This window comes from Terrisporobacter muris (genome assembly GCF_024621905.1).
GTDB lineage: Bacteria > Bacillota > Clostridia > Peptostreptococcales > Peptostreptococcaceae > Terrisporobacter > Terrisporobacter muris.
The window spans coordinates 1-5580 of sequence record NZ_JANKBY010000249.1 but is presented as its reverse complement, the minus strand read 5'-3'; the positions used below and the strand labels follow the sequence as shown (position 1 = coordinate 5580).

Sequence of the window (5580 nt, the reverse complement as noted above, 5' to 3'; positions counted from 1 at the left end):
CTAAATGTATTATTATATACTATTGTAAGAAATCCACCCATCATCTTGCAAATCCAAATAATATTCCTATAATAGCAGAACCTACTATAAAGAATACTGGATGAAGTTTTTTAGTTTTTTTCACATGATTAGACAGTAGATAAATTATTACTGCTAAAATTAAAGCTTTCCAATTAAATAAATCTAATACTTTTCCACTACTTTTAAATAAATCAATTTGAAGTAGTGTTATTGTCACAACAGTCATACCTGCTGCTGCAATCAGCCCTGTAGATGCTGGACGAAGTGCATAGAAAGCTGCATCTACATATTTATTTTCTCTAAAAGATTTTAAGAAATATGAAATTATTACAATAATTATAATAGAAGGTGTTATTAGCCCTATAGTTGCTATTATTGCTCCTCCTATTCCTGCAGTTGTAAACCCTACATATGTAGCCATATTTACACCTATTGGCCCTGGTGTAGATTCTGAGACTGCTATCATATCCGCAAGTTGGCCTGACGTAAACCATCCTGTTTTTTCTGACATATCATAAAGAAAAGGAAGTGTTGCCATTCCTCCACCTACTGCAAATAAACCAGTTTTAAAAAATTCAAAAAATAATTGAAGGTAAATCATTCAGACTTCACCCCCAAATTCTTAATTATTATACCTGATACTGCAGTAATCAATACAAATAATATTGGTGATAAATCTGTAAGTACAGACCCTAAGAATACTCCAATAAAAGTAATCATCGTCGCCTTATCAACTACAGAACTTTTCCATAGTTTAACCACAGCGTTAAATATAAGAACACACACACAAACTCTTACTCCAGCAAACGCATTCTTCACTATCGCCAGGTCTGAGAAATTACTTATAAAAGCTGCTATTGCTGTTATTATTATAAGAGATGGCATTACTACTCCTAAGGTTGCCATAATCCCACCTATGATTCCTTTGTTTTTCTGACCTATAAATGTTGCTGTATTTACAGCTATTACTCCTGGTGTACATTGCCCTATGGCATAGTAGTCCATAAGCTCTTCATCAGTTGCCCAATTGTTTTTTTCTACAATTTCCCTTTGTAAAATTGGTAGCATGGCATATCCACCGCCAAATGTAAGCACTCCCACTCTTGCAAACGCAATAAATAAATCCATTAATCCCTTCATATATTGCCTCCTCTTTATCTATTTAATAAACTGCTTTCTTTTAGATGAAGATAATATATTCATTTCTTCTCTATATTTTGCCACAGTCCTTCTAGCTACTGTTATACCTTCATCTTTTAATAATTTACATATTTTATCATCACTTAAAGGCTTTAATTTATTTTCTTCGTTTATAAAGCCTTTTATCATATTTTTAATTTTAGTACTTGATGTCCCTTCCTCTTCCTTACTTTGGATGGCAGTACTAAAGAAGTATTTAAATTCAAACAATCCAAAAGGTGTTAGCATATATTTGCTATTTATTCCTCTACTAATAGTTGATTCATGGTATCCAAGCTCTAGAGCTATATCTTTTAACCTCATTGGTTTAATATATTTTACTCCCTTACTAAAAAACTCATTTTGCTCTTTTACTATTACTTCTGCAATTTTTAATACAGTACTTTTTCTAGTCTCTATATTTTTCAAAAGATTAAGAGCATAGTTAAGTTTATTTTTTATAAATTCTTTAGCATTTTCATCTGATGTAGGATTGCTTAATACACTTTTATAATAATTATTTATACATAAATGAAAATTAGCATTGTCATTCATATAAACAATAAATTCTCCATTGATTTTTCTAACCATAACATCAGGTTGAATATATATTGTTTTTTCATTACTACACAATCTTCCTGGCTTAGGATCAAATTCTTTAATTTTTTCAATATATTCCACACAATCTTCTATATTTATATTGTATTTTTTACTTATAGATTTTATTTTATTTTGTCCTATTAAATTTAAATCTTCTATTATAATAGATTTTAGAATATCATCATTTATATTTTTATTTTCCATTTGAATCAATAGGCATTCACTAAGATTTCTAGCCCCTATTCCACTAGGTTCTAATTGTTGAATATACTTTAAACACTTTTCAAAATAATCTTTATCTATTTTTAGTTCTTTAATTATGAATTTTTCCTCAATTCCTAAATATCCATCCTTATCTAAGCAATCAACAATATACTCACAAACTTCCTTTTCTTTCTTATTTAATTTTAAAAATGATAACTGATCTTTAGCATAATCATATAAATTACTTTCATATTTGGCTAAGTTTTCCAAAGTAAAATCATTATCTAAATCATAACTTTTTATATTGTAACTCTTGTTATCAATATTTTTAGCAAACTCTTCCCAATCTACATCACCCTTGCTTTCCATGTCCAATACAGGATTTTCTTCTGCTTCTCTTTTTATTTCATCTTCTAGTTCTAAATTACTCATATTTAAAATATCTAGGGATTGTTTTAATTGAGTTGTCATAACGAGTTTTTGCGATTGAATTATATCTAGCCTATTATTTAAGTTCATACTATCTTATCCCCTTTTCAATATTCACAATAATTATTAAAAATTATTATTTTTAAATTTAAATATCTAAATCCATTATAGTTAATATATTTCAACACTTCAATAAATCTTCTTACTTAACTTGACAATTTCCATGTATAATAAATATTGAAGCCTATAAACTTATTACAATAAATAATTTCAAGGAGGTAATATGAAAACTCTATGGCAATACACATTAAAGTATAAATATCAATTTTTATGCAGAATAATAACCATCTCTTTAGTCGCTCTAGCAAGTATTTGCTTTGATTTTCTAATGGGATTTATAGTAGATATATTCGCAAGTGGAGATAGTAGTAAATTTACAACTATAACAGTAGCCAGTATAACTCTAATAGTAATTATGTTTTTAACAGAATATATAGACGGTCTTGTTATGTCATCTTATATAAAGAATACTGTTAATTACTTAAGAACAGATATTTTTTCTAAAGTAATCAACAAGGATATAAAAGATTTTTCTCTAGACAATAGTGGAAAATATATTTCAATTTTATATAACGATATAAAAATTATCGAGGATAGTTTTTTTAATAATCTTTTCCAAGTTATATCATGTATCATATCCTTTACAATTTCTTTAGTTGTTTTATTTTCAATTAGTCCAAGTATAGTTATTTTTATTTCTATTTTTGGAGTTTTAGGATTTATAATACCAAACGCCTTATCAAAAAAATTAGTTGTACAAAAAAATGAGTACTCTGAAAATTTACAACAAGTTACTTCTATTACAAAAGATTTGTTCTCTGGTTTTGAAGTAATTAAAGGATTTAATATAAGTAAAAAAATAAATGAAATTTTTAGTAATGCGTCTAATAATGTAGAAACTTCTAAGAAAAAATACTCTGTCTTAGAAGCAATCATAAGAGGATTTTCATTATCTTTCAGTGTTACAATTTATCTAGGAGTTCTTCTTCTTGGAGGATATCTAATGTACAAACAAAGTATCACTGTTGGTACTGCCATAATTATTATTCAACTAAGTACTCATATTGTTGGTCCTGTAAAACTAAGTATTTCTTTAATAAATCAAATTAGGTCTGTATCTCTTATAGCAGATAAAATAGAAACTATTTTAGAAGATACTAAAGATAGCTTTGAAAATACTAATTTAAATAATTTTGTAGATTCAATAGAAATTAAAAACCTTGATTTCTCTTATAATGAAGAAAGAAAGGCACTGGATAACATTAATTTAAGTATAGATAAAAATAAAAAATATGCCATTGTTGGTGAAAGTGGTTCTGGAAAAAGTACATTAATAAAACTTCTTATGAGATATTATAATGATTATGAAGGAAGCATCCTTCTAGATAATAATGATTTGAAAAATATTTATAGCTCTGACTTATATAAAAACATGTCTATGATTCAGCAAAATGTATTTATGTTTGATGATAGTATAAAAGAAAATATAAGACTTTATTCAAATCATACTGATGATGATATTATAAATGCTTGTGAACGCTCTGGCTTAACTAAATTAATTGATAAATTACCTGAAGGAATTAATTCCTTAGTCGGTGAAAATGGTAATAAACTATCTGGTGGCGAGAAGCAAAGAATTGCCATTGCAAGAGCTTTAATAAATAATACACAAATACTTATTTTAGATGAATCCACTTCTGCTTTAGATAATGAAACTGCTTATAATTTAGAACATTCACTGTTAAACTTAGATGATTTAACTTTAATAACAGTTACACATAAATTAATAAAAGGCATTTTAATTAATTATGATGAAATAATTGTAATGAAAAATGGTAAAATTATTGAAAAAGGTTCATTTAATGATTTATTAAATCAAAAAGGCTATTTCTATAGTTTATATACTATTCAAAATGATAGCTTAGTTGTGTAATAAATTTACTTACCTATAGATATATCCTTTATTATATTCAAATAGTACAAAAAAAGGTTGAATCATTGATTCAACCTTTTTATATTAAATAATAAATTAACTTATAAATTATTCTGCTACAACCTTAGCTTCTTTTCCTAAGTTTTTCATTGCACCAGCTATCATACTAGCTCCAGTGTAAACTAAAACTGCCATTACAACCCATTTTAATGTTTCTATTGGTAATGACTTAACTATAAATGCTGCTACAAATACTCCTACTGCTCCACATAAACTCAATACTAATGAAGCTTTTCTTGGATATGCTCCTTCTTTTATAAACTTAACAGAAGATACTGGTTGTAACATTGCACAAGATCCCATCATTATTGGGAATGTAACTTGTGGAGATAATCCTAAGAAATAAGTTAATGCCATACATGGTGCAAATAGACCAACACCAGCTGTCATTAACGCTCCAAGAATTGCGTTACCCACAACACCTATTGCAAGCTTTGCACCAGAAAGTCCTATTGCATCTCCACCTCCTGGCATATATCCCATTTTGCTACAGAACATTAATACTGCAGTAGCTAAAAGAGCTAGTCCCATTACTAATTGGATCTTTGCTTCATCCATCTTAGATATTATACCTGCTCCTACGTATGAACCTACAGCTGCAGCAATTAACATTGAAAATAATGTTACAGGATCTACCTCTATAACTGTAGTAAATATAAATGCTTCACACATAACTGGTAAACAACATCCAACATTTAAAAATCCTGGAAGTTCTTTATCTTTTATTCCTATTTTAAAGAATTTGTTTGCTGCTACTATAATTGCAAATGAACCTATACCTAATGTATCAAAGAAGTTAGCCACCCATCCTAGAGCTCCAACTTTAACTACAGAAGTATTATCTAATTCTCCTGCTTCTTTTACTTGTCTATAATCTTTAAAGAATGTATAGTAATAAACACCCATTAAAGATAATAGAATTCCTCTTAATGCTAATAACATCTGTTAATTCCCCCTAAAATTTATCTTTTATTATATAGTATAATATTCAGCTCGACAATATTTTTTTCATCGCCAAACGTTTACATTTTTATTATAGTAATTTGTTAAAAAATATTCAATCGATTTATTAATATTTACATAAATCTATTTTT

General features: G+C 27.6%; 5 protein-coding genes. 1 reads left to right on the top strand and 4 read right to left on the bottom strand.

Annotation, left to right across the window (positions count from 1 at the left end; translation table 11 throughout):
* Positions 1-40 precede the first annotated feature (40 nt).
* Genes NSA58_RS15100 through rpoN form a run of 3 tightly spaced genes read right to left on the bottom strand, consistent with a single transcriptional unit; the run spans position 41 to position 2523 of the window.
* Complete coding sequence (locus NSA58_RS15100; RefSeq protein WP_039679741.1) at positions 41-622, bottom strand: chromate transporter; 582 nt, start codon at positions 620-622, stop codon at positions 41-43.
* Positions 619-1161, bottom strand: a complete 543-nt coding sequence (locus tag NSA58_RS15095; protein ID WP_039679742.1) for a chromate transporter — start codon at positions 1159-1161, stop codon at positions 619-621. The genes NSA58_RS15100 and NSA58_RS15095 overlap by 4 nt, the downstream gene beginning before the upstream one ends.
* 18 nt (positions 1162-1179) lie before the next feature.
* The gene (gene rpoN, locus NSA58_RS15090; RefSeq protein WP_074078846.1) at positions 1180-2523 is read right to left on the bottom strand and encodes an RNA polymerase factor sigma-54; all 1344 of its coding nucleotides are present in this window, start codon (positions 2521-2523) and stop codon (positions 1180-1182) included.
* Positions 2524-2716: 193 nt separating this feature from the next.
* Between rpoN and NSA58_RS15085 the strand changes: the two genes are divergently transcribed.
* Positions 2717-4426, top strand: coding sequence for an ABC transporter ATP-binding protein (locus NSA58_RS15085; protein ID WP_039679744.1), 1710 nt, complete (start codon positions 2717-2719; stop codon positions 4424-4426).
* Positions 4427-4534: 108 nt separating this feature from the next.
* Here the strand turns inward: NSA58_RS15085 and NSA58_RS15080 are convergent, their stop codons facing one another.
* Entirely contained in the window at positions 4535-5428 is an 894-nt protein-coding gene (locus tag NSA58_RS15080) for a sulfite exporter TauE/SafE family protein (RefSeq protein WP_039679745.1), read from the bottom strand.
* Positions 5429-5580 lie beyond the last annotated feature (152 nt).

What these genes read in the sequence shown, in the direction of transcription:
- NSA58_RS15100 (WP_039679741.1), bottom strand. Translation starts at nt 622, where the DNA reads ATGATTTACCTTCAATTATTTTTTGAATTTTTTAAAACTGGTTTATTT.
- NSA58_RS15095 (WP_039679742.1), bottom strand. Translation starts at nt 1,161, where the DNA reads ATGAAGGGATTAATGGATTTATTTATTGCGTTTGCAAGAGTGGGAGTG.
- rpoN (WP_074078846.1), bottom strand. Translation starts at nt 2,523, where the DNA reads ATGAACTTAAATAATAGGCTAGATATAATTCAATCGCAAAAACTCGTT.
- NSA58_RS15085 (WP_039679744.1), top strand. Translation starts at nt 2,717, where the DNA reads ATGAAAACTCTATGGCAATACACATTAAAGTATAAATATCAATTTTTA.
- NSA58_RS15080 (WP_039679745.1), bottom strand. Translation starts at nt 5,428, where the DNA reads ATGTTATTAGCATTAAGAGGAATTCTATTATCTTTAATGGGTGTTTAT.